The organism is Pantoea sp. GW821-FHT03E06, assembly GCF_059420725.1.
Genome location: NZ_JBWKUG010000001.1, coordinates 1,564,555 through 1,588,328, shown reverse-complemented (window position 1 = coordinate 1,588,328; position 23,774 = coordinate 1,564,555). Strand labels below are relative to the sequence as shown.

The 23,774-nt window shown below is 52.6% G+C and carries 25 protein-coding genes; 14 read left to right on the top strand and 11 right to left on the bottom strand.

The features are described 5' to 3' along the window. Positions 1-12 precede the first annotated feature (12 nt). The 4 genes from murJ to rimJ form a co-directional block, all read right to left on the bottom strand. Complete coding sequence (murJ, locus tag AC07WB_RS07330) at positions 13-1,551, bottom strand: murein biosynthesis integral membrane protein MurJ (protein WP_097094270.1); 1,539 nt, start codon at positions 1,549-1,551, stop codon at positions 13-15. 121 nt (positions 1,552-1,672) lie between these two features. After that, complete coding sequence (locus AC07WB_RS07325) at positions 1,673-2,593, bottom strand: Gfo/Idh/MocA family protein (protein ID WP_400455378.1); 921 nt, start codon at positions 2,591-2,593, stop codon at positions 1,673-1,675. A gap of 1 nt (position 2,594) precedes the next feature. Then, a complete protein-coding gene (locus AC07WB_RS07320) occupies positions 2,595-3,236 on the bottom strand; it encodes a DUF480 domain-containing protein (RefSeq protein WP_345826892.1) in 642 nt (213 codons plus the stop codon). A gap of 15 nt (positions 3,237-3,251) precedes the next feature. Beyond that, positions 3,252-3,845: a ribosomal protein S5-alanine N-acetyltransferase gene (rimJ, locus tag AC07WB_RS07315; RefSeq protein WP_097094273.1), complete on the bottom strand. Its 594-nt coding sequence runs from the start codon at positions 3,843-3,845 to the stop codon at positions 3,252-3,254. Positions 3,846-4,090: 245 nt separating this feature from the next. Between rimJ and mdtH the strand changes: the two genes are divergently transcribed. From mdtH to AC07WB_RS07270, 9 genes are all read left to right on the top strand, one after another. Then, complete coding sequence (gene mdtH / locus AC07WB_RS07310; protein ID WP_494940248.1) at positions 4,091-5,293, top strand: multidrug efflux MFS transporter MdtH; 1,203 nt, start codon at positions 4,091-4,093, stop codon at positions 5,291-5,293. Between the two features lie 136 nt (positions 5,294-5,429). Next, entirely contained in the window at positions 5,430-5,993 is a 564-nt protein-coding gene (locus tag AC07WB_RS07305) for a lipoprotein (RefSeq protein WP_494940247.1), read from the top strand. Positions 5,994-6,127: 134 nt separating this feature from the next. Further along, positions 6,128-7,174 carry a dihydroorotase gene (gene pyrC / locus AC07WB_RS07300; RefSeq protein WP_494940246.1) on the top strand — a complete coding sequence of 349 codons (1,047 nt, stop codon included), beginning with the start codon at positions 6,128-6,130 and terminating at the stop codon, positions 7,172-7,174. Between the two features lie 68 nt (positions 7,175-7,242). Continuing rightward, positions 7,243-7,488, top strand: a complete 246-nt coding sequence (gene dinI / locus AC07WB_RS07295; RefSeq protein WP_097094277.1) for a DNA damage-inducible protein I — start codon at positions 7,243-7,245, stop codon at positions 7,486-7,488. Between the two features lie 143 nt (positions 7,489-7,631). Then, positions 7,632-7,901: a hypothetical protein gene (locus AC07WB_RS07290; protein ID WP_097094278.1), complete on the top strand. Its 270-nt coding sequence runs from the start codon at positions 7,632-7,634 to the stop codon at positions 7,899-7,901. A gap of 280 nt (positions 7,902-8,181) precedes the next feature. Beyond that, complete coding sequence (gene bssS, locus AC07WB_RS07285; protein WP_097094279.1) at positions 8,182-8,436, top strand: biofilm formation regulator BssS; 255 nt, start codon at positions 8,182-8,184, stop codon at positions 8,434-8,436. A gap of 106 nt (positions 8,437-8,542) precedes the next feature. Continuing rightward, the gene (gene solA / locus AC07WB_RS07280; RefSeq protein ID WP_345826895.1) at positions 8,543-9,658 is read left to right on the top strand and encodes an N-methyl-L-tryptophan oxidase; all 1,116 of its coding nucleotides are present in this window, start codon (positions 8,543-8,545) and stop codon (positions 9,656-9,658) included. A 282-nt stretch (positions 9,659-9,940) separates the two neighbouring features. After that, positions 9,941-10,516, top strand: coding sequence for a cytochrome b (locus AC07WB_RS07275; RefSeq protein ID WP_494941056.1), 576 nt, complete (start codon positions 9,941-9,943; stop codon positions 10,514-10,516). A gap of 1 nt (position 10,517) precedes the next feature. Next, complete coding sequence (locus AC07WB_RS07270; RefSeq protein WP_400455370.1) at positions 10,518-11,093, top strand: YceI family protein; 576 nt, start codon at positions 10,518-10,520, stop codon at positions 11,091-11,093. Between the two features lie 35 nt (positions 11,094-11,128). Here the strand turns inward: AC07WB_RS07270 and trhO are convergent, their stop codons facing one another. Next, positions 11,129-12,184 carry an oxygen-dependent tRNA uridine(34) hydroxylase TrhO gene (gene trhO / locus AC07WB_RS07265; protein WP_097094283.1) on the bottom strand — a complete coding sequence of 352 codons (1,056 nt, stop codon included), beginning with the start codon at positions 12,182-12,184 and terminating at the stop codon, positions 11,129-11,131. Between the two features lie 266 nt (positions 12,185-12,450). Here trhO and AC07WB_RS07260 point away from each other — a divergent pair, with 266 nt between their 5' ends. The 3 genes from AC07WB_RS07260 to AC07WB_RS07250 all read left to right on the top strand — a co-directional run bounded on the left by AC07WB_RS07260 (position 12,451) and on the right by AC07WB_RS07250 (position 14,718). Continuing rightward, positions 12,451-13,374, top strand: a complete 924-nt coding sequence (locus tag AC07WB_RS07260) for a Kdo(2)-lipid IV(A) acyltransferase (protein WP_494940245.1) — start codon at positions 12,451-12,453, stop codon at positions 13,372-13,374. 559 nt (positions 13,375-13,933) lie between these two features. After that, positions 13,934-14,200, top strand: coding sequence for a hypothetical protein (locus tag AC07WB_RS07255; protein ID WP_097094286.1), 267 nt, complete (start codon positions 13,934-13,936; stop codon positions 14,198-14,200). A 119-nt stretch (positions 14,201-14,319) separates the two neighbouring features. Next, positions 14,320-14,718, top strand: a complete 399-nt coding sequence (locus AC07WB_RS07250; RefSeq protein ID WP_097094287.1) for a MysB family protein — start codon at positions 14,320-14,322, stop codon at positions 14,716-14,718. A gap of 3 nt (positions 14,719-14,721) precedes the next feature. Here the strand turns inward: AC07WB_RS07250 and AC07WB_RS07245 are convergent, their stop codons facing one another. The 3 genes from AC07WB_RS07245 to AC07WB_RS07235 form a co-directional block, all read right to left on the bottom strand. Then, a complete protein-coding gene (locus AC07WB_RS07245) occupies positions 14,722-14,961 on the bottom strand; it encodes a YceK/YidQ family lipoprotein (RefSeq protein WP_494940244.1) in 240 nt (79 codons plus the stop codon). A gap of 144 nt (positions 14,962-15,105) precedes the next feature. Continuing rightward, on the bottom strand, positions 15,106-17,655 hold the full coding sequence (gene mdoH, locus AC07WB_RS07240; protein WP_494940243.1) for a glucans biosynthesis glucosyltransferase MdoH: 2,550 nt from the start codon (positions 17,653-17,655) through the stop codon (positions 15,106-15,108). Continuing rightward, positions 17,648-19,183 (bottom strand): glucan biosynthesis protein, encoded by a 1,536-nt coding sequence (locus tag AC07WB_RS07235; RefSeq protein WP_176519187.1) that lies wholly within the window; start codon positions 19,181-19,183, stop codon positions 17,648-17,650. The genes mdoH and AC07WB_RS07235 overlap by 8 nt, the downstream gene beginning before the upstream one ends. A gap of 278 nt (positions 19,184-19,461) precedes the next feature. Here AC07WB_RS07235 and mdoC point away from each other — a divergent pair, with 278 nt between their 5' ends. Next, on the top strand, positions 19,462-20,586 hold the full coding sequence (gene mdoC, locus AC07WB_RS07230; RefSeq protein WP_494940242.1) for a glucans biosynthesis protein MdoC: 1,125 nt from the start codon (positions 19,462-19,464) through the stop codon (positions 20,584-20,586). A 31-nt stretch (positions 20,587-20,617) separates the two neighbouring features. Here mdoC and AC07WB_RS07225 read toward each other — a convergent pair whose 3' ends face one another. Next, positions 20,618-22,081 (bottom strand): phospholipase D-like domain-containing protein, encoded by a 1,464-nt coding sequence (locus tag AC07WB_RS07225; protein ID WP_400455366.1) that lies wholly within the window; start codon positions 22,079-22,081, stop codon positions 20,618-20,620. A 153-nt stretch (positions 22,082-22,234) separates the two neighbouring features. On the opposite strand from AC07WB_RS07225, the gene AC07WB_RS07220 reads away from it, so the two are divergent. Further along, entirely contained in the window at positions 22,235-23,383 is a 1,149-nt protein-coding gene (locus AC07WB_RS07220; protein ID WP_494940241.1) for a glycoside hydrolase family 1 protein, read from the top strand. On the opposite strand, the gene AC07WB_RS07215 is transcribed toward AC07WB_RS07220, so the two are convergent. Both AC07WB_RS07215 and AC07WB_RS07210 read right to left on the bottom strand, forming a co-directional pair. Continuing rightward, positions 23,380-23,553 carry a hypothetical protein gene (locus AC07WB_RS07215; protein ID WP_494940240.1) on the bottom strand — a complete coding sequence of 58 codons (174 nt, stop codon included), beginning with the start codon at positions 23,551-23,553 and terminating at the stop codon, positions 23,380-23,382. The two genes, AC07WB_RS07220 and AC07WB_RS07215, sit on opposite strands and share 4 nt — an antisense overlap. A gap of 39 nt (positions 23,554-23,592) precedes the next feature. Further along, the gene (locus AC07WB_RS07210; RefSeq protein WP_007893692.1) at positions 23,593-23,736 is read right to left on the bottom strand and encodes a hypothetical protein; all 144 of its coding nucleotides are present in this window, start codon (positions 23,734-23,736) and stop codon (positions 23,593-23,595) included. Positions 23,737-23,774 lie beyond the last annotated feature (38 nt).

The following is a 23,774-nucleotide window of genomic DNA, read 5'->3' as shown; positions in this document are numbered from 1 at the left end:
GGCGGGATTTTTTTATGCCATCGTACGGCGGGCGAAATCGCGAGGACGGAAGCCAAGCAGCCCGAGCATGACGAAATAGGCCCCGCCGCCGATGCCGCACACTGCCGCCAGGCGAAGCAGCCGCCACCACATTTGCCCCTCTTCCCATGACGGCATCACCTGCAAAATGCCCAGCAGCGCTGCGGCCATTACCACCACCGCAATCAGCAAACGCGTCAGGAAACTGAACCAGCCAGGCTGCGGCTGGAAGATATCCTGCTTTCGCAGCTGCCAGTAAAGCAGCGCGGCATTCAGGCAAGCGGCCAGACCGATCGACAAGGATAAACCGGCGTGTTTCAGCGGTCCGATAAACGCCAGGTTCATCAACTGTGTGATAATCAGCGTCACAATAGCAATTTTCACCGGCGTTTTGATGTCCTGACGTGAGTAGAATCCCGGCGCCAGCACTTTCACCACAATTAGCCCCATCAACCCCACCGAATAAGCAATTAACGCGCGCTGCGTCATCAAGGCATCAAAGGCGGTAAATTTCCCGTACTGGAACAGCGCCACGGTGAGCGGACCGGACAAAATCCCCAAGGCCACCGCGCTCGGCAGAGCCAGCAGGAAACAAAGACGTAAGCCCCAATCCATCAGGCGTGAATACTCTTCCTGATTGCCGCTGGCAAAACTCTTCGCCAGCGAGGGCAACAGAATAGTGCCCAGCGCCACGCCTAAAACGCCAGACGGAAACTCCATCAGGCGATCGGCGTAATACATCCATGAAACCGATCCCGATACCAAAAAGGAGGCAAAAATGGTGTTGATGATCAGTGAAATCTGGCTGACCGACACGCCAAGAATCGCCGGGCCCATTTGGCGCATCACGCGCCAGACGCCGGCATCGCGCAAATTAAGGCGCGGCAATACCAGCATGCCAATCTTCTTCAGGTGCGGCAGCTGATAGAACAGCTGCAGCACCCCACCCGCCACTACCGCCCAGGCCAGCGCCATCACCGGTGGATGAAAGTGCGGTGCCGCGAAAACCGCAAATCCGATCATGCTGATGTTCAGCAGCGTCGGTGCAAATGCGGGCACTGAAAAACGGTTCCAGGTATTAAGAATCGCACCCGCCAGCGACGCCAGCGAGATCAGCAGAATATAAGGAAAGGTCACACGCAACAGCGCGCTGGTTAAGGCGAATTTATCCGGCGTATCGGCAAAGCCCGGTGCGGTTACCACAATCACCCAAGGCGCGGCGATCATGCCTAGCACGGTGACCACCGCCAGCACCAGCGTTAATAAGCCGGAGACATAGGCAACAAACACGCGCGTAGCATCTTCGCCCTGCTTACTTTTATATTCTGCAAGGATTGGCACAAAGGCCTGGGAAAACGCGCCTTCGGCAAAAATGCGGCGTAATAGGTTAGGCAGCTTGAAGGCAACGAAGAAGGCATCGGTTGCCATCCCCGCACCGAACACACGCGCCACAATGGCATCGCGGGCAAAGCCCAGCACGCGTGAAAACAGGGTCATCGAACTGACCGCAGCCAGCGATTTCAACAAATTCATTTTGAGTGGCGCATCCTGAAAAGTGTCGGATAAATGAGCGACTTAGCGCGGACATCCCGTGATGTCCGGCGATAGTCTACTGCCGCGGCGGGAAATGACCAGCATTGAGTGTTACAAGGGATTATTCCTGTTCGGCATCACGCCACAGTTTTTCCACCAGACGCTGCGCCGCCAGTGCTTGTTCACCGCTGGTTTCAGGCATCGTCTGATTTTCTACACACTGAATGAAATGGTGTGCCGCGCCGCTGAAACCGCGCTGGGTAAGATGGCTTTGCCAGGCGGGCGGCACATCACGCACGATTCCGCTGCGGTTCTCCTGCTGCCAGTCACGCATCTCATTAATTTCAATGTAATCGCCATCGCAAATAGCACTGACTACCTCGCGCTGCGTGCCGGCACGACGATGCATGCTGGTGGTGATTTGTAGCGATCCGGCGGCGAAGTGGTGCTCGGCATACAGCATAGCGCCGTCCTCGTTGGTCTCAATATGTCCCAACTCTTGCTTCAGGTTACCGCCAGCCAGCCACAATGCGGTATCGACCACGTGCAGATAGTCGTCGAGCAGAGTAAAACGCAGATCGTGTGGGCCAACGCTGTCTGCCCGATGCTTCTCAATGCGCAGTGAAGCAGCGCGCGCCATCTCATCTTTTAGCTGCTGATAGCGCGGTGCAAAGCGGCGATTGAACGCCACCATCAGCTTGCGTTTATGTTTGTCCGCCAGCGCCACCAGCGCTTCCGCCTGCTGCAGCGTTTCCGCTAACGGTTTATCGACGCACACATCCTTGCCAGCCAGCAAGAGTGCTTTGACGACATCGTAATGGCTCGCGGTGCTGCTGTGTACAAACACCGCATCGCTGGCCGCAGCGAGGGCATCGAGTTGGCCAAAGTAAGGCATACGATAGCTGTCGCAGATCGGTTGTGCCTTCGCCTGATTGGGAGAAAAAGCCCCGGCCAGCTGCCAGCTACTCGCCTGTGACAGCACCGGCAGCCACGCTTTTTGTGCGATGCCGCCTAACCCAACAATGCCAATGCGCAGCGTCATATTAGTTCTCCTTTTGCAGCAGCTGTTCCAGCTGCAACTGTAACTCAGCAACCGTTTCTTCCAGTTGCGCCACGCGCGCCACAAGATCGTCATTGTCCAAAGCGCTGTCGGCGGTAGCCCGCTCATCCACCACCTCGCCGCCGAACAGGTGCATATAACGGCTTTCGCGTTTGCCAGGCTCACGCGCTAAACGCACCACCATCGGGCCGTCTTCCCGCGTGCTCAACTGATTCAGCGTCTGCTCTACTTCGTTCATATCGCTGAACTCATGCAGACGGCCGCTGCGTGTGCGCAGCTCACCTGGCGTCTGGGCGCCGCGCAGAAACAGCAGCGTCAACACCGCCACTTCCGCACGACTCAGTTGCAGATTGCCGAAGGCCGAGTTGCAGAAGCGCTGCTCATACTTACTCACGCGCTGCCCAAAGCCATTATTAGCCGTCACCAGATGCTTTTTCACCAGCTCATCAAGCTGTGCCTGCACTTCCATTTCGCTGAGGTTAAGCACCGGTTCACGGTTAGATTTTTGATTGCAGGCGGTCACGACGCCATTCAGCGAGAGCGGATATTGATCCGGTGTAGTGACCTGCTTCTCCAGCAGGCAACCAATCACGCGCAACGCCTGCGCGGATAAGGCCATTTTCATTGGGTTAATCCTTGTTTATTGTCCACGGCGATCCGGGGTCCACTCCCGGTAGGTCAGTGCGGTCAACACGTGATCCTGCCAGCGCCCATCAATTAGCAGGTAATCTTTGGCATAGCCCTCTTTTTCAAATCCCAGCCGCGCCAGCAGATCGCCGCTGCGTTGATTATGCGGCATATAATTGGCCATGATGCGATGGATGCGTTGCTGCCGCTGCATATAACGAATGGTGGTGCTGAGCGCTTCATACATTAGACCCTGGCCCTGCCATTTCTCTCCTAGCGAATAGCCAAGGTAGCAAGCGTGGAACGAACCGCGCAGCACATTGCTGTAGTTAGCCACGCCACGCACTTCGCGCTCTTCTGGGTCCATCAGCACAAAATAGTAGGCTGAGCCCTGTTTATGCATGTCGGCGATTAGCCCAAGGCGGGCCTGCCAACCCGAAGGATAACAATGGCTCTCGTCGCGCACTGGCTCCCAGGGCTTAAGAAACGCGCGATTTTCAGCGTAATAATCCGCCAATCGCCAGGCATCGCGTTCGTGTACTAAACGGACCACTAAGCGATCGGTAGTGAGGCTCACGCGTGGGCCAGCAGAACGATAGCCAAACATCATGACTCCTGAAATCCATAACTTAAGAAAGATGTACGCCAGCGGCGATACTTCTCACTATAACCGTCGCCCCGCCTGCGGTAAAACCCCGCAACGCGTTCCAGGAGATTCATCCTGATTTAGGATTAATATTTCTGCGGATTCGATGAAAAAATATCATCCTCAGAAACCTGTTTTTAACCCTTCAGCAGGCGGAATATAGACCAATTGGTCTCTTCTCTGCTTCTATTTGCTTAGGAATTAGCATGTCTCGGGTTGCGCGGGCACGACGCCTCGGTAAAACATTTCTTTTAGTGGATAACATGTTGGTCGTGATGGGTTTTTTTGTGGTATTTCCCCTCATCTCCATACATTTTGTCGAACAGCTTGGCTGGGCAGCGCTGATGGTGGGTATTGCGCTCGGCTTACGTCAGTTTGTTCAGCAGGGGTTCGGCATATTCGGCGGAGCCATTGCTGATCGGTTTGGCGCGCGTCCGCTGATCGTCACGGGCATGTTGATGCGTGCGGCGGGCTTTGCCTGCATGGCGCTGGCTCATGAGCCCTGGCTGTTGTGGCTGGCCTGTTTACTTTCCGGTCTGGGGGGAACGCTCTTCGACCCACCGCGCAGTGCGCTGGTAATGAAGCTGGTGCGTGCGCGTGAACGCGGTCGTTTCTTCTCATTGCTGATGATGCAGGACAGCGCCGGCGCGGTACTTGGCGCGTTAATCGGGAGCTGGTTGCTGGCGTGGGATTTCCGTTTAGTCTGCTGGGTTGGCGCGGGCGTGTTTGTCTGTGCCGCCCTGTTTAACGCGATTTGGCTGCCGGCCTGGCGTATTTCGACCGAACGCATCGCAATGCGGGCGGGCATGCAGCGCGTCTGGCAGGACAAACGTTTCCGCCTGTATGTTCTTACGCTGACAGGCTATTACATCCTTGCCGTGCAGGTGATGCTGATGCTGCCGGTGATGGTGAATCAGGTCGCGGGTGCGCCGGCGGCGGTGAAGTGGATGTATGCCATTGAGGCGCTGTTGTCATTGAGCTTACTCTATCCGCTGGCGCGCTGGAGCGAGAAGCGCTTCCGCCTGGAAACCCGATTAATGGCGGGTTTATGCCTGATGACCTTCAGCCTGCTACCGGTGGGCTTGACCGATTCATTGCCGTCATTGTTTATGCTGATTGCCCTCTTTTATCTCGGCTCGATCATTGCCGAACCGGCACGCGAAACGCTCAGCGCTTCGCTGGCCAGCGCGCGCGCGCGCGGCAGCTATATGGGCTTTAGCCGCCTTGGCCTCGCCATTGGTGGTCTGATTGGCTACTCCGGCGGCGGCTGGATGTTCGACATGGGACAACAATGGGGATTGCCAGAGCTGCCGTGGATGTTGCTCAGCAGTATCGGCATGATCACCCTGTTTGCACTTTGGTGGCAATTTCATCCCCGCCAGGTGGCACCGGCAATTTTCAGCAGTTAGTTTGCCCCCGTAACCGATCTCCTCTATCGCTGCAAGAGAAGCGCTACGGCGCTTCTCATCTCTCTCCTGGTGACACGGCTCGCTGAATCAGGCAGGCTAACGCCTGTTTTGCCGTATCGATCAGGATGAGGACAATATGAAAAAGGCGTTTTCCGGGCTGCTGGCCCTCTTTTTGGCCGTGCTTCTCAGCGGCTGTAATCAATTGACGCAATACACCATCAGCGAACAGGAAGTGAATCAGGCGCTGCAAAAGCGTAATAACTTCGAAAAAGACATTGGCGTTTCCGGATTGGTAAACGCACACATCGTGCTGAGCGATCTGATCAGTCAGATTGGCCGTGAAGAGCCCGGTAAAATTACGCTCTCCGGCAAAGCCAATATCAATGTCAGCTCGCTGTTTGGTCCGCAACAGGCAGAAATGCAGCTGAAGATGAAGGCGCAGCCGGTGTATAACGCACAAGAAGGCGCAATTTATCTGCATGACATGGAGATTGTTGATGCGCAGGTGCAGCCAGAGAAAATGGCGTCGATTATGAAAACGCTCACGCCCTACCTCAATGAGTCTCTAAAGCGCTACTTTAACGAGAAGCCGGCCTATGTGCTGAGCGAAGACCGCAGCAAAACGGAAGCGCTGGCGAAAAAACTGGCGAAAGGTATTGAAGTCAAACCCGGCGAATTGGTGATTCCGTTTACCCATTGAGTCGCACAACCGCACCTTAGGGTGCGGTTTTTGTTTGTCACAATAAAATCCCGTGCAAACGGTTGCCTACATCCTTATGATTACTCCCCGGCCTAAACGCGCCTCTTCGTTTTCTTCTCTGCCGGAGTCTTTGAATGACAGCCCAACCTCAGCAAATTACCCTTCGCCGTCCTGACGATTGGCACATCCATCTGCGCGATGGCGCGATGCTTAACGCCGTGCTGCCTTATACCAGCGCGGTGAATGGTCGAGCTATCGTTATGCCAAATCTGGTTCCACCGGTCATTAGCGTGGCGGCGGCCGTAGCCTATCGCGAACGTATTCTGGCGGCGCTACCTGCTGAGCACGCATTTACTCCGCTAATGACCTGCTATCTTACAGATTCGCTCGATCCTGATGAGATTGAACGCGGTTTCCACGACGGCACCTTTACCGCCGCCAAACTCTATCCTGCGCACGCCACCACCAACTCGAGTCATGGTGTGACGAACATCGCCTCCATTGCCAAGGTGCTCGATCGCATGCAGAAAATTGGCATGCCGATGTTGGTACACGGGGAGGTGACCGATGCGCATATCGATATTTTTGACCGCGAAGCCCGCTTTATCGAAACCGTGCTTGAGCCGCTGCGTCAACAGTTTCCTGCCCTGAAAGTCGTGATGGAACATATCACCACGCAAGAAGCGGCAGAGTATCTGGCCGCAGGCAACGATTTGCTGGGCGCCACCATTACTCCACAGCATCTGATGTTTAACCGTAATCACATGCTGGTAGGCGGCGTCCGCCCGCATCTTTATTGCCTGCCGATTCTCAAGCGCAATATTCATCAGGAGGCGCTACGCAAGCTGGTTGCGAGCGGCAATCGCCGCGTATTCCTCGGTACCGATACCGCGCCCCATCTGCGTCACCTGAAAGAGGCGAGCTGTGGTTGTGCCGGCGTATTTAATGCGCCAACCTCACTGCCTGCGTACGCAACGGTATTTGAGGAGCTGAACGCGCTGGAGCATTTCGAAGCCTTCTGTTCTGAAAACGGTGCGAATTTCTATGGTCTGCCCCTCAACGAAGGGACAATAACGCTGGTACGCGAATCGTGGCAAGTTGAGGAAAGTATCGCGCTGGCGAATGACACGCTGGTGCCCTTCCTTGCGGGCGAGACACTACACTGGCGCATCAAACAATAAGTAACCGGTACTTGCCTTTGGAATAAATGTACTGTACAAATAAACAGTATATTATTCCGGAGGCTTCTATGCGTGTTGAAATTACCGTAGCAAAAACTCAGCCCCTTCCTGCGGGTGCCCTGGATGCACTCAGCATCGAGCTTGTACGCCGCATTACTCAAGACTTTCCTGATGACGATCACCACGTGAAAGTCCGCTACGCGGGCGGCAATCAGCTCACCGTTTTTGGTGGCTGCAAAGCGTCACGCGATCGCATCACCGATATTCTACAAGAAACCTGGGAAAGCGCTGACGACTGGTTTAATAACGATTAACAGCCACTGTGCCGTTTTTGCCGGGTTTCGCTATCCGGCTTTTTTGTTTTTATTTCCCCCTCGCCAGAAAAACTTCCTGCATCTAGACTCATGCTAAGCAATCCCCTATTCTTGCCTCGTCATGCTTACAGGAGGTGTTTTACATGACTACTGAAAAACCAGAAGAGGCAATGACCTTTGGTGAATTGCTGGCATTCATTGCCGAGCAACAGCGCCGTTTAACGGTATTAGAAAATGCCTTTGCCAGCTTAACGTTTTGTCTTGACGATCGCGCTAATCAGCTGCTGGTACATAATCTGACGCTTGAAGCGCAAAACCAGAACCATGACGCACAGTTACAGCAGCATTTTACCCGGCTGGCCGAAGAGATTCAGAAACGCCATGGCCTGATTCCTGCAGCGCCTGCCGAATAGAGTTGCCGTGCTTTTCGGGCTAAAGTTTTAGCGTATAAACGTCGATAACATCTTTGACGCCCCACCCTTAGATTTCCCATAAAATGCCCTCTTCTGCGGGCATTTTATTATTCGTTAAAATTCGCTTTTTAAATGCGTTTAATTTTGCTGTGTTTAAGTTCGCCATATCTTTTAACTATTGAAGACGCTAATTCATGTTATAATTGTTTCGCTAGTGCACGATACAAGCCGCATTGAACCTCAAGAAGCACTTCGTTTAACGAGTAATACGGAGGTTATAATGGACAGAAATAAAGACGTCATTCAGACTCATCCGTTGGTAGGATGGGACATCAGCACCGTAGACAGTTATGACGCCATGATGATTCGCCTGCACTCGCTCTCCTCGCAGGGTCAGAAAGAAGAAGAAGCTGACGTGGGCCCGACCTACTGGCTGACAACCGATGTGGCCAGACAGTTTATCTCCATACTCGAAGCTGGCATTGCAAAGATAGAATCCACAGAGCAATACCTACGCGACAATCAGAAGCACTAATTTATACTATCGCGTGAAAGGGCACCCAACAGGGTGCCTTTTTCATGGCCGTTATCTTTTGATATGCTGTTGAAAAATTTCGCCCTTTGCCTGGAGTGATGTCGTTATGGTTTATGATCTGATTGTAGTGGGAAGCGGTTCGGTCGGTGCTGCCGCCGGTTTTTACGCGACTCAAGCGGGCTTATCCGTGCTAATGATTGATAGCGCCCACCCACCGCATAATCAGGGCACACACCACGGTGAAACACGTCTAATTCGTCATGCTTACGGCGAAGGTGAGCGTTACGTGCCGCTGGTACTGCGCGCCCAAACATTATGGGATGAGCTGGAACGACAGAGCGGTGAACGCATTATGCATCGCAGCGGCATCCTGAATTTAGCACCCCACACCTCCTCCTTTATTCAAAATGTGATACAAAGCGCGAAAACCTGGCAGCTGACTGTCGAGATCCTGCAGGCAGAGGAAGTGCGCGCGCGCTGGCCGCAATTTACGGTGCCCGACGGCTACCTCGGCGTATTCGAGCCTCACTCCGGTTTTCTCAAATGCGAGCAAGCGGTACGCAGTTGGGTGCAGCTGGCAGAACAGGCGGGCTGTGCGCAACTGTTTAACTGTCCGGTCACTCATATCGATCGCGATGGCGATCTGCAGCAGGTCACCACCAGCGATGGGATTTTCCGTGCACGCAAATTACTGATCAGTGCGGGTACTTGGGTGAGTCATTTAGTGGCCGACTTACCCGTGGCGCCGGTACGCAAAGTATTTGCCTGGTATCAGGCCGATGGTCGCTACAGCGAGAACAACCAGTTCCCGGGTTTTACGGTTGAGATGATTGATGGCAGCCATTTCTATGGCTTCCCCGCCGATAACAATGCACTAAAAGTGGGACGTCACGACGGCGGCCAGTTGATGCAAACGCCTGAAGATCGTAAGCCCTTTGGCAGCATCGCGGTGGATGGTAATGAATCCTTTACCTTCCTGCGCAAGTTTTTACCGGGCGTGGGCGTCTGTTTGCATGGCGAGGCGTGTAGCTATGACAATACGCCGGATGAAGATTTCATTATTGATACACTGCCGGGTGAACCAAATCGTCTTATCATCACCGGCTTAAGTGGACATGGTTTCAAATTTGCCAGCGTGCTCGGTGAACTCGCCAGTGAGTTTGCCCAGGAAAAACCTTTCTCTTTCGATATCAAGCCCTTCTCGCTTGACCGTTTTAATTAATGCTATCGAGCCAACGCGGACATTGCGTTGGCTCTCCTGAAGGAAACTGACATTACCTTACGCTCATTGACCTTTTGTGCCGCATAAGAACACGTATTCGTGCATGGCTTAACCGCTACTCTAACATTATGGTTTAGCCCTTCAATTATCCTGATTAACTTCTCAATATTCCCTCATATAATCCGAATATTATTTTCAATATTATAGAAAAGTAAGGGTAATTGATTTTACATTTCAAAATGTAGATGCTCATTACCACTTATTTCATCCTGCTGGATAATTATTATGTGGCGCAATTCCACACAGCATTTCGGTATGGTTTCGATTTTATTGCACTGGCTAATGGCGCTGGCTATCTACGGCATGTTTGCGCTGGGCCTGTGGATGGTCGGATTAGGTTATTACGACAGCTGGTATCACGATGCACCAGAAATACACAAGGGCATCGGCCTTCTGCTGTTTGCTGCGCTACTCGCGCGCATCGGCTGGCGTTTTCTTTCGCCACCTCCTAAGCCGCTGCAGAGTGACTCCCTCTCAGTTCGTCGCGCCGCACGCGTTGCACATGGCTTGTTGTACGGATTGCTGATGGTGCTGCTGTTGAGTGGTTACCTCATCTCTACCGCAGAGGGTAAACCCATCTCCTTATTCGGCTGGTTCGATGTGCCCGCCCTCTTCAGCGGTGCCGCTCAGCAGGCCGACCTTGCCGGCGATATTCATCTTTGGATGGCCTGGAGCCTGATTTTACTTTCAGCACTACATGCGTTGGCAGCCCTAAAACACCATTTCATCGACCGTGATGTGACATTGAAAAGGATGTTGAGTTACCGCATCCCGTTAACCTCTGAAAAGGAAAAGTAGCATGTTAAAAAAGACATTATTGGCAGTAGCGGCGGCGGGATTACTGAGCGTCAGCCTGACGGCCAGCGCTGCGGACTACAAGTTTGATAAGGAAGGCCAGCATGCATTTGTCCAGTTCCGTATTCAGCATTTGGGTTACAGCTGGTTATACGGCACTTTCAAAGACTTTGACGGCAGCTTCACCTTTGATGAAGCCGATCCGTCGGCGGACAAGGTCAACGTTACGATTAACACCAATAGTCTCGATACCAATCATGCGGAACGCGATAAGCACCTGCGCAGCGCGGATTTCCTCAATACCGGCAAGTTCCCGCAGGCCACCTTTACTTCCACCAGCGTGAAGAAAGAGGGCAAAGAATACAAAGTTACCGGCGACCTGACGCTTAATGGCGTCACTAAACCGGTGACTTTGGAGGCAAAACTGATTGGTGAAGGCAAAGATCCGTGGGGCGGCTATCGCGCAGGATTTGAAGCCAGCGGGGAGATTGTGCTGAAAGAGTTTAACATCAGCAAAGATCTTGGCCCGGCAGCGCAGAAAGCGGAATTGATTATTTCAGTTGAAGGCGTGCGCCAGTAAGAAATGCAGCCTGAATCCTTCAGGCTGCAAGCAGATTACTTTTTATCGGGTGCCGGAATCGCCATTGTCATGTTCAGCAAACCACGCGATTTGTTGAACACTTTGTTACCGTTCTCGCGGCCCGCACGGCGTGCGCGCTGCTCTTCAGGCGAAAGCATTGACTCTTCCATGCAGATTGGACTGCAGCAGTTTTTATACTTTTCCGCGCAGCTTGGGCACTGGATAAACAGCAGATGGCAGCCATCATTCACGCAGTTGGTGTGGCTGTCGCAAGGCGCACCGCACTGGTGGCAGCTGGAAAGAATATCGTCAGAGATCCTTTCGCCCATGCGCTCATCGAAGACAAAATTTTTGCCCTTGAAGCGCACCGGTAAACCCTGCTCACGCGCGCGGCGCGTGTACTCAATAATGCCGCCTTCAATATGATAAACATCATTGAAGCCGTTATGTTTCATCCAGGCGCTGGCCTTTTCGCAACGAATGCCGCCGGTGCAATACATGACGATCTTCTTATCTTTGCGATCCTGCAACATATCCACCGCCATCGGCAGCTGATCGCGGAAGGTATCCGCCGGCACTTCCATAGCGTTATCGAAGCGGCCCACTTCATATTCATAGTGGTTACGCATATCCACAAATAGCGCATCTGGATCATCAAGCATCGCATTGACGTCAGCCGCTTTCAGGTAAGCACCGACATCGCTGGCATCAAAACTGGCGTCTTCAATGCCGTCCGCAACGATGCGCTCACGTACTTTCAAACGCAGTACCCAAAAGGATTTGCCGTCATCATCCAACGCAATATTCATGCGCAGATTATTCAGCGCTGCGTCGAAAGCATACAACGTCGCCTTCATTTGTTCATAACGGCTGGCGGGCACGCTAATCTGTGCGTTGATGCCTTCGTGCGCCACGTAGACGCGACCAAACACCTTGAGTTTGGTTAACTCAACGTAAAGAGCATCACGGAACGCTTTGGGGTCGGCAATCTGGAAATATTTATAAAAAGAGACTGTGGTACGTGGTTCGGTTTCCGCCAACATACGTTCCTTCAGCTCTTTATTGGAAACAAGGTTATGTAACACTGGCATGGTGTTCGTCCTGTTAGCAATCAGAGAAATTTAGCGCGCGTATCATACCCGAATTCAGCATGATTCGAAACGTTGGCGAGAAAAGCCTGACGGCGTGCAAAATGCACGTTTTTCTGCGCTGCAATTGCATTTTCGTGCGTATACCTGCTGTCGGATTTGGATCCGCCATCTATGCTTGATTTCAGCCAGGAGGAAAAAATGGCATAATCACACCCAATTACAGAAACCGGACTCTCTGGCATCAGACGCAGGATACTGACATTTCCATGACTCAACTTCCCCAACTCACCCGTGAACTCCTTCATCCTCGCTATTGGCCGACATGGGTCGGCATTGGTTTTCTCTATGTGCTGGTGCTGCTGCCCTATCCCGTGCTGCATGCTATCGGCTGCGGGCTTGGGCGTATCGCGATGCGCTTCATGAAGCGCCGCGTAGAAGTGGCGCAGCGCAATCTGGAAGTCTGTTTTCCCGCGATGCCAACAAATGAACGCCAGGCCATGGTGAAACACAATTTTGAATCTGTGGGCATGGGCCTCATTGAAACCGGCATGGCTTGGTTCTGGCCGGACTGGCGCATCCGTAAATGGGTTGCCACCAGCGGCTTAGAGCATGTTAGTCATGCGCTGGCAGAGAAACGCGGCATTCTTCTGATTGGTATGCACTTTCTGACGCTTGAACTGGGCGCGCGCGTGTTCGGTATGCACAATCCAGGCATTGGCGTGTATCGTCCTAACGACAACAAATTGCTCGACTGGCTGCAAACCTGGGGCCGCATGCGTTCCAACAAAAGTATGTTAGACCGTAAAGATCTGAAGGGCATGATCCGCGCGATGAAGAATAACGACATTATCTGGTATGCACCGGATCATGATTACGGCCCACGCAGCAGCGTATTTGCGCCGTTCTTTGCCGTGCCGGATGCCGCCACCACCAGCGGTACGCACATGCTGATTCGCCTGGCTAATCCGAGTGTCGTACCGTTTCTGGCACGACGTCTGCCCAATGGCCGTGGCTATGAACTGAAAATGATGCCGGATATCCGCGATAAATTCTCGCTGGAATCAGAACTCGACACTGCAACGGTAATGAATAAAGTGGTGGAAGAGACCGTTCTGCTCGCACCAGAGCAATATATGTGGCTACATCGCCGCTTTAAAACCCGCCCTGAAGGGCAGCCATCCATTTATTAATTGTGATGAGGCACACGGGGTGCCTCATCAATTCCCGCTGTGATTTGGCTTATCTTGAGACATCATTTGGCTATTTTAGCTTCCTTCCAGACCAGCCTGAACTTAGCCTGATAGTTTGGTTAGTACCACTTTTAAGCGAGTTTTTTTCATTGCGGCCACGCGTTTTAGGTTAAATATTAACCTTTACAGGCGAGGCGTGAACAAAACGGTTCGCTAGTGCTTGATTCCCGATTTTAATCCTCATTAACATTTATGGGTAAGAATGTATCTCATCGGATCTGATTACTATCATTTCCAGGGCTAATCCTATTTAATATTTGCAAACTCTTCTACCACTCTAATCAATGTAATAAAATTAACTTAATAAACAAGGTATTGTCTGATTAAAATCATCTATATTCCATTTTATTCAATTATCATAGACCCTTATATCATTATGGAATTTGTTCCCTATAATAAATCCAGTTAGTTTCGACAGTGTCAGCTATTTTAATAAGTTCAATTTTGAAAAAAATATAAAAAGATTACACACAGCAAATATATCTCAGGAAACTATAAAATGAATAAAGGCATCTATTACTATGTCACGATCAGTACCGATCATGAAGGCTATCATCTTCTACATCGCAAAGAGTGTAAACGCCTGCCGGTTAAAGAGGATATGGTTTTTATTGGCACCCTCTATAATTTAAATCAGGCGCTTTCGACAGCACGCATTAATTTCAAAAAAGTTAAACCCTGTATTAAATGTTGTATCCGCTACTCGGCTCCAATTATTCATGAATCAGTCCGTCCTGTATTACATTTTCCGCAGAAAATAGCCTGACCGGTTGGGCGGTTGAATTTCAATCAACCGCCCAATCAATATTTCCTCTTTACCCTTCACTTCGTGATTTTTCGTCTATCCTTCTGTGAAATCCCTTTTTAACAGACATGGAGTTGATGATGAGCCTGTATAGCACCCTGGAAGAAGCCATTGAAGCCGCACGTGAGGAGTTTCTCGCCAGCCAACCTGACATCGCCGAAGACGATGCCAGCGTCAGCCAGTTTGCACTACAGAAGTATGTGATGCAGGACGGCGACATTATGTGGCAGGCAGAATTTTTCGCAGAAGAGGATGGGCAAGGTGAATGCCTGCCGATCTCCAGCGGAGAAGCCGCACAGGCGGTGTTTGACGGCGATTACGATGAAGTCGAACTGCGTCAGGAGTGGCAAGCAGAAAACACCCTGCATGAGTGGGATGAAGGCGAATTCCAGCTTGAACCACCGCGTGACCTGGAAGAAGGCGAAGCGGCAGCGCAAGAGTGGGAAGACGATAACAGCCCCTCGGACAACCTGTCTTAAAGGTTATTCGTACGGGCCATGGCTAGCATCAACGGGCAGCAAAAGTGTGTCCATTACTAATGAGAGCGGAAGATCGAGAATGGTTAGCACGCGCCAGGGTCCGTCACGAACATCCCATTGCACGCCGGGATAATATTGATTGCCGTGCCCCTGCTCGGGAATAGTACGGCTAATAATGCTGCCACAGCCGGTAAGTAATAGGATAGCGGCGCTAAGCGCGGCGACTTTCAGGAAATAATTCACAACGTTTACTCACAATGAACGGGTGCCAGTTTAAACGCCTGTGAGGTGAAATAACCACACCTTCAGACGTAAAGATTACGTTAATCCAGCCAGATTAAAGACGAAAAAAAAGCGGCATTTCTGCCGCTTTTTACTTTTCTATCCTTAACGCTGTGGCAGCGCTTCAGGATTGAGCTTCAGCTTTTGATAGCTTTCTACCCACTGATGATATTTGTCCGCACTTTCCCACAGGCGTGAGTGTACGCGTGCCAGAACCACCGGATCGCTGATCAGCTGCAAACGCTGCTCGCGGTTCAGTTTTTCTGGTGCGTCACTCAGTGCCTGATCAACACGACGATCGCGTGCATGGTCCAGCAAATCGCTCTGCTTGTGACGTGAGGTGGCCATTGCCGTCGCCAGAGCGTTAAACGCGGGATTGAACAGCGCGTGCATAAAGCCATTTTTCAGCGCACGTTGACGGTTAATCTGCAGATAATGATCGGTATCGACCAACTCTTTCGGCGGCTCGTACTCTTCCGGAATCAGGAACAGTTTGGCGTTCTTACTCTTCTGCCCTACCGTGGCACGGCTCGACATCACCGAAACAAACGGCGACAGAATAAGTGAGAAGACAATCGGCGACAGCCACCACAGGAAGTTGAGATCGAGCAAGCCCATGCCGCCCGCCCACACCAGACCTAATAGCATCTGCGAACCATGGCGACGGAAGGCTTCACCCCACGGCGTGGCGTCGTCGTCACGCTGCGGCGAATTCCACACCACTTCCCAACCGAGGAACGCGCTGACCACGAACACGGTGTGGAACAGCATGCGCACCGGTGCTAACAGCACCGAGAACAGCATCTCCAGAATCAGCGAGCAGAACAAGCGGATGGCACCACCGTAAGGTTTTGCGCCTTTGAACCAGATCAGTATCACGCTCAGCAACTTCGGCAGGAACAGCAGAACCAGCGTAGTTGAGAACAGCGCAATCGCCAGGTCCGGTCGCCACTGCGGCCACACCGGGAACAATTGGCGCGGCTGCAGGAAGTAGGTCGGTTCCATCAGCGTATGCACCACCTGTAAGGCGGTGGAAAGAGCGAGGAACATAAACCATAGCGGCGCAGACAGATAGGACATCACGCCCGTCAGGAATACCGCGCGGTGAACCGGATGCATACCTTTCACCAGGAACAAGCGGAAGTTCATGAGGTTGCCGTGACACCAGCGACGGTCGCGCTTGAGCTCATCCAGCAGGTTCGGCGGCAATTCTTCATAGGAACCCGGCAGGTCGTAGGCGATCCATACACCCCAGCCTGCACGACGCATCAGCGCCGCCTCGACGAAGTCATGTGAAAGGATGGAACCGGCGAAAGAACCTTCTCCTGGCAGCGGTGCTAACGCACAGTGTTCGATGAAGGGCTTCACACGAATAATGGCGTTGTGGCCCCAGTAATGTGATTCACCCAGTTGCCAGAAGTGCAAGCCGGCGGTAAACAGCGGGCCATACACACGCGTAGCAAACTGCTGACAGCGCGCATACAGCGTATCCATGCCTGACGCTTTTGGCGACGACTGGATAATACCGGCGTTCGGGTTGGCTTCCATCATGCGTACCAGACCGGTAAGACACTCACCGCTCATCACGCTGTCGGCATCCAGCACCACCATGTAGCTGTAGTTGCTGCCCCAGCGGCGGCAGAAGTCATCGATATTGCCGCTTTTACGCTTCACACGACGACGACGACGGCGATAGAAAATCTTACCTGCACCGCCGACATCACGCACCAGCTCCATCCAGGCTTTTTGCTCGGCGATAGCGATATCCGCATCGTAGCTGTCGCTCAGAATGTAAACGTCAAAGTGCTCGGCATTGCCGGTACGTTTGACCGATTCCCAGGTCGCACGCAGGCCGGCAAACACACGCTCAACGTCTTCATTACAGATTGGCATGATCAGCGCCGTACGGTGTTCCGGATTCAGCGGTTCATCACCGGTGGTTGAATACGAAATACTGTATTTATCACGCCCAATCAGCAACTGCAGGAAGCCCATCAGCGCGGTCCAGAAACCGGCAGAAACCCAGCAGAACAAAATGGCAAACAGGAACAGAATCCCGGTCTGCAAAATGTAAGGCAGGATCAGCTCAACTGACTGCAACCAGTTCTGGTTAAACATCTCGATGGGATCGATCAGCGTCCAGCCCTGATAGGGCAGAATGGTTTTCATGTACCAGGTAGCCACGACGGTTTGCAGAATCGTCAGAATCAGCAGCACATAACGGCGCATGGAACCCACGTGACGCCACTTATCTTCGGTTTTCTGCTCTTCCACCGAAGCATAGCGCGGCGTGGATTTCTTACCACGTACCGAATCCCAGGCGCGCGCAATGGGATTAGTACGCCACACCTCAGGGAACATCAGCGAACGCTTCACCTTTGGCATGGCCTTTAGCGTGGTGCGATCGAGATAATCCTTGCTCAGCTGTTGACCCTCCGCCAACGAGTCAGGCCAGGCCATTTGCACACGGGACGAGACCGATTTCAGCGGCGCATCGTCCGGACGCTCGCTGGCGGCGATATCCTGCCCCAGCGTCGAATGAATAGCGTGGAACGCCTGCGCATTCTGGAGTGAATCGCTCAGACGGGCACGCCCTGCCGCATCAAGCGGCAGGGCCTCCACGTAGGATTGAGGTAGAAATATCGATTTATTCATTGGCAGGTAGCTGATAGCTCCAGGTTTCCGTCAATGTCTTGTCGCCGCTCACCAGCGCTGCGCGCATCTCGGTTGGTTGCTTGTTATCTTTCACACGCAGACGCAACACTAAACGCCAGCCTTTGGTCACCGGATTGTAGCGAACGCTTTGCTCAACCACATCAGCGTTATTACCCACGCTAACCTGCGGAGCCACTTGCGTATCTTCCGGCAGCTTGCTCATCGCTTTGCCAACGAAATCAACGGTGAAGGCGATCGAACCGTCTGGCTGACGCACCAGATTCGACTGTTTAACATCGCCAGCGGAACGCAGCGTGTCTTTCACCCAGGCAATGTCGTCTGAGTGCAGCTGGTTCTCGTCACGGGTAAAGTGCAGACGATACTGGAAGTTCATCTCTTTGCCCGGCTCTGGCAGTTTTTCCGGCGTCCAGAAAGCAACGATATTATCGTTAGTTTCATCGGCGGTCGGAATCTCTACCAGCTCAACGCGGCCTTTACCCCAATCACCCTGCGGCTCAACCCAGCCACTTGGGCGCAGGTCGTAACGATCGTCGAGATCCTGGAAACGGCTGAAGTCACGCGTGCGCTGCAGCAGACCAAAGCCTTTCGGGTTCTCAACGGTAAAGGTGCTCACCGCCAGATGTTTCGGGTTATTCAGCGGACGCCAAATCCACTCCCCGTTACCCGCGTGAATGGAAAGACCGTTCGAATCGTGCAGCTCTGAACGGAAGTTGGTCACCGGCGATGGCTGGTTCGCACCAAACAGGAACATACTGGTCAGCGGCGCAACGCCAAGCTTGCCAACGTTATCACGCAGGTAAACTTTGGATTGCACATCAACGGTTGATTCTTTGCCCGGACGGATGGTGAAGCGATAGGCACCCGACGCACGTGGCGAATCCAGCAGCGCATAAATCACCAGCTGTTTATCCTGCGGTTTTGGACGCTCAATCCAGAACTCTTTAAAGCGCGGGAACTCTTCGCCGGAAGGCAGCGCGGTGTCAATCGCCAGACCACGCGCGGAAAGACCATACACTTGCCCTTCGCCAATCACACGGAAATAGCTGGCGCCAAGGAAGCTGGAAATTTCGTCGTCTTTTCCTTTTTTATTTAAAGGATACAACACCTTAAACCCAGCAAAGCCGAGGTTTTTGACTGAATCAGCATCGTGCTTTACGTTGCCGAAATTGAAGTAGTCAGGGTTATATTTAATTTCACGCACGGAAGACGCGGTGACTTCATTAATTTTCACCGGCGTATCGAAATACATGCCCTGATGATAGAACTCAAGCTTAAACGGCGTGCGCAGTTTGCCCCAATAAGCTTTGTCGTGGTTAAACTGGATCTGCTGATAATCAGCAAACTTCATTTCACGAAACTGAGAGGGTAAATTGCTCTTTGGCGCTTCGAAACTTTTCCCTGCCAACGCCTTGGCTTGTTTTGCTACATCATCGATGTTAAACGCCCAACTATTGTTGGCATACATAGCCAGCAGAACTGCCGCGCCTACCCAGCGCATCTTTACCAGTCCCACTTTATTATTCACATTATTCAGCACATCCCCCCCTTTCGTGTGCTTAGATCAAACCCGCTTATCTTAAAGGATTATTCGGTTTTCCGACAGCGTATGTAAAAGATTGTTCCGCTGATTTGTAAGCTGAAAGTGTGCTTTTCGGATAATTAAACCCTGCAAAATCACCTACAGATCCACCTGATAGTATACCCTGTTTACAGCCGGTAGAATTTTCATTCGGCATAATCCGGTTTCAGGGCGAAACCGGCAAGTAAACTGACTATTGGAAGATTATGAGTTCAGCTAAACCCCAACGTGAATATTTCCTCGACTCGATTCGAGCGTATTTAATGTTATTAGGCGTGCCATTTCACGTCTCCCTGATTTACTCCACGCAACGATGGGCCGTCAACAGCCATGACGCCTCAATGTGGTTGACGGTATTGAATGATTTTATTCACGCCTTCCGCATGCAGGTGTTCTTTGTAATTTCAGGCTATTTTTCCTACATGCTTTACTTGCGCTATCAGCCGCAGCGCTGGCTGAAGGTGCGTCTGGAGCGCGTCGGCATTCCGCTGTTAACGGCGGTTCCGCTCATCACCCTGCCGCAGTTTTTCATCACCAAAAACCTCACCGATAAGATAGGTGACTGGAACCAATTTTCGCTCTATGACAAATACAACACGCTGATGTGGGAGCTGATCTCACACCTGTGGTTCTTATTGGTCCTGGTGATCCTGACCACGTTCGGGATGTTGGCGTTTCGCTGGCTGAGCACACAGCAGCGTCGCATTGATTATCAGCAGATTGGCTGGGGGAAACTCATGCTGGCGCTGCTGGCTTACGCGCTGGTTTGGTGTATTTTCCGGCGCGTATTATTTATTTTGGCTCCAGCCGTATTCGCCGATGGCCTGTTTAGCATTGCCGTGATGCAAACGTTGATGTTCTTGCCGTTCTTCATGTTAGGCGCGCTCAGTTGGAAACATCAGGCATTGAAAGCGCTGTTTGTCCGCTTCAATCCCGTTGTGTGCTTTGGCGCCATTGCGGTATTCATTGCTTACAGCCTGAATCAGCGATACAGCAGCGGTGAGGGCTGGCTTTACGAAATTGATATGCTTGTTTCGACGTTGATGGGATTGTGCATGCTGAATGTCTGTTTTAGCTTCGGCCACAATCTGCTGAACAGTCACTCTCCGCGCATCATGTATCTGGTTAATGCTTCGCTGTTTATCTATCTGGTACACCATCCGCTGACCATTCTGTACGGCATCTACATTACGCCGCACATTGGCAGCAACACGCTTGGCTTCTTCCTTGGCTTGTTGATGGTGTTTGGCGTGGCCTTTACGCTGTACGAAATTCATCTGCGTATTCCGCTGCTGCGTTTCCTGTTCTCAGGTAAGCCGCAGCGCAAATAGATGTCGGGCCAGCTAAGCTGGCCCGATTACTTTAGAGCAACCACTCCACGGGTAATCGCCACACCAAACGCACCAGCAAACGCTGCATTAGCGTGCACTGCGGCTCATGTTTATGCACCACTTCGCCCTGCTCTCCGGCAAACTCTACCCAGTTAACGCGTCCCCATTTATCCAGACGTAGCGTCCAGGCACGATCGCGCATCCCAGCGATAAAACGCTGATGGGTTTGCTGCGCCAGGGCTTCACTCTCAATGACCAGTCCCATTTCGGTATTTAGCACCGCCGATCGTGGATCAAAATTAAACGATCCAATAAACACCTTACGTTTATCCACGGTAAACGTTTTGGCATGCAAACTTGAACCCGAGTTACCGGTTAACCCGCGGTCATGCGGTGCGCTTTGCGGGTTATCCTGCGGTTTTAGTTCATACAAAGCGATGCCGTGGCGCAGCAGCTTTTTACGCCAGCGCGCATAACCGGCGTGCACCACCGTAACGTCATTAGCCGCCAGTGAATTGGTCAGTACCGCAATTTTGACGCCGCGCCGCTTCAGCGCCAGCAGCTGTGCCACACCGGAACGCGTAGGAACAAAGTAGGCGGAGATAATATCAAACTGCTGCTGCGGCGTGCCGATGACCTCCAGCATACGCTGGGGCAGTAAATTGCGGCGTTTCGCCTTTCCAAGGCCTTTACGTGGATCGTCGCTCAGCAGTCGTGACGCCGCCCACGTCATATCCAGCTCGCCCTGCTCCATCTGGCTAATAAACGAAGAGTGCTTGAGTCGCGCCAGATAGCGCTCAACGGCTTCACTCTGCTGCCATTCAACCGGCAATCGCACCGCCTGATGCGCATCGCCGCTAACATCAACCACCTTGCGCAGCGGTGACACCGCTTTGCTGCGCCAATAGCGTTCAAAATCCTGCGTCACTTCATCGACGACTGGACCAATCGCCAGCACATCCAAATCGGTAAACAGCGGTTCATTGCCGGTACCAAAATACTCATCGCCGATATTACGACCGCCCACCAGCGTGGCAGCGCCATCCACCGTTAAACTTTTATTGTGCATACGCCGATTAAGGCGGGAAAAATCGGTGAGATAGCCAAGCGCACGTAGCGTACGGAATGAGAACGGGTTGAACAGGCGCACGGCGATATTGGCATGCCGATCGAGTTCGGCCAGCGTTTCATCCAAACCCGGCGTGTTGTTGTCATCCAGCAACAAACGCACCTTCACACCGCGCTCGGCGGCATCCAGCAGCGCGCTAAACAATAAGCGCCCAGACATGTCGTTGTGCCAAATGTAGTACTGCACATCAATGGTGTGCTGCGCCATGCTCATCAGTTGATAGCGCGCTGCAAAGGCATCCAACCCGTCGTTAAGCGGATGAATGCCGCTCTTGCCAGGATGTAAGGCGCAGCGCGCGTCGACACCTGGCTTTAGCCCCCTGCCCGCTGGTTCTTCGGGCGGCAAAGATGTTGCTGCTTCACTCATAGTGAATCCCTGAAAGCTGTGGACCTATAATTGTTAGTATCGCCGCGCAGAGAAGCAATCAGAGCCTTCCACTTCTGCCCACTGGCACGACGTTAATTTAGTCTAGACTTAGCCAAGCGTTCTGCATCCGGCCTTCACCGTGAGGAGAGGATTATGACTCAGCAAACCCTGCGCCATCACCCTCAGCTGTTCCAAAGCTTCTTTCAAGGCAGTTTTCCCTGTTCCACCGCCTGTCGGGCAGGCGGACGCAGGCTGGATATGGTGATCAGCAGCGGGCATGACATGCTGCTGGAAAAAGATTATGCCGCGCTAGCACAAGAAGGATTACGCACGGCGCGCGATGGTGCGCGCTGGCATCTGATTGAAGCCACACCCAATGAATATGACTGGCGCTCGTTTCTGCCCATGGTGCACGCAGCGGCGCGTCATGATGTGCAGATTATCTGGGAGCTGGCGCATTTCGGCTACCCCGATCATCTTGATATCTGGAAAGCCAGCTTTGTCGATCACTTTGAGCGCTTCGCGCGCGCGATGGCGCAGCTAATGCATGACGAAGGCGTTGAAAAACCGTTTTTTACTCCGATTAATCAAATTTCATTCTGGTCGTGGGCGGGCGCCGACGTATCCTGGCTCGACCCTTATGCCAGCGATCGTGGCAGAGAATTAAAACGTCAGTTAGTCCGCGCCTCGCTGGCGGCGATGCACGCCATTCGAGACGTTTATCCGGATGCACGCTTTGTGTTGACCGATCCGCTGGTACAGGTAGCAACGCATCCCGATAATCCTGACAGTAAACCTTACGCCGACGCGCAGCATCAGGCGCAATTTGAAGCCTGGGATTGGCTGGCCGGACGCGATGCACCGGAACTGGGAGGCCGCGAAGATTTTCTCGATATTCTTGGCCTCAATTATTACCCCGATAATCACTGGTTCTTTTCAGGTGAAACCATTCCGCTCGATCACCCAACGCGTCAACCGCTGCACCGTTTGCTGATGCAGTGCTGGCAACGCTATCAGCGTCCCATGCTGCTGGCAGAAACCGGGGCCGAAGGTGATGCGCGTGCGCCCTGGCTGCGTCAGGTGAGCGAAGAAGCGCGGCTGGCGTTAGAGCAAGGTGTGGCGCTGGAAGGTATTTCACTTTATCCGGTGGTGGAGTATCCGGCATGGGCCGACGATAGACGTTCACCAGGCGCGCTGTTTGGCTTGGGCGATCCTAACGGCAATCGCACTCTGCATGAAGCGCTGGCGCTGGAGTTACGCAGTCAACAGATTAAGTGGCAAAGCTGGCAGAAAAGGGATTAAGACTGCTGGGTGTTTTCCCTGTTCTGAGGACAGGTTTGGACATCCAAGGTTGGATCCACCGGGTGACGCACGTCGGTGAGCCAGGTCATGGTGAAGAGAAACACCACGCCAATCAAACAGGCGGATAACAGGCCAATTATGGCGATCAGTTTGTCATCTCTGGATTCCATCGACATCTCCTCACAGACCTCCCTTTCCCGTTGCTGACGTTAACTCATCCACAGCGTAATCATCAGGACGAAGATTATAAGGGTAACCGACGTCACTGCAAGCACCACTATGGCGAAGAGCGCATCATCCAGCGGTTGGCGATAAGGTTCGTCGTGATCGTCAGGTGGTGCAGGTGAACTCATGGTGACTCAAACATAGGGCGAGTTTTCGAGCAGGATTG